The 248-nt window shown below is 68.5% G+C and carries 1 protein-coding gene; it reads right to left on the bottom strand.

Annotation, left to right across the window (positions count from 1 at the left end; translation table 11 throughout):
• The coding region (locus ACPXCS_RS39760; RefSeq protein WP_425952387.1) for an acyltransferase domain-containing protein at positions 1–236 on the bottom strand (236 nt) is incomplete at its 3' end.
• Between the last annotated feature and the right edge of the window lie 12 nt (positions 237–248).

Genomic DNA, 248 nt, shown 5'->3' on the forward strand with positions numbered 1-248 from the left:
TCCAGGAACGCACCGTGCCCGGACTGGGCGAGCCGACGGACGGCCGGCTCCAACCGCACCGTCTGGCGCAGGTTGCGATACCAGTATCCGGCATCCGTCTCACCATCGGTGATCCACTCCCCCGTCACCGTCGACAGGAACGGCACCGACGGCACCCCGGCCACCACCGGGGCCAGGACTTCGGCCAACTCGCCCTCGATGGCCTCCACATGCGCCGAATGCGAGGCATAGTCCACCTCGACACGACG

This window comes from Streptomyces sp. DT190 (assembly GCF_049846985.1).
Lineage (GTDB): Bacteria > Actinomycetota > Actinomycetes > Streptomycetales > Streptomycetaceae > Streptomyces.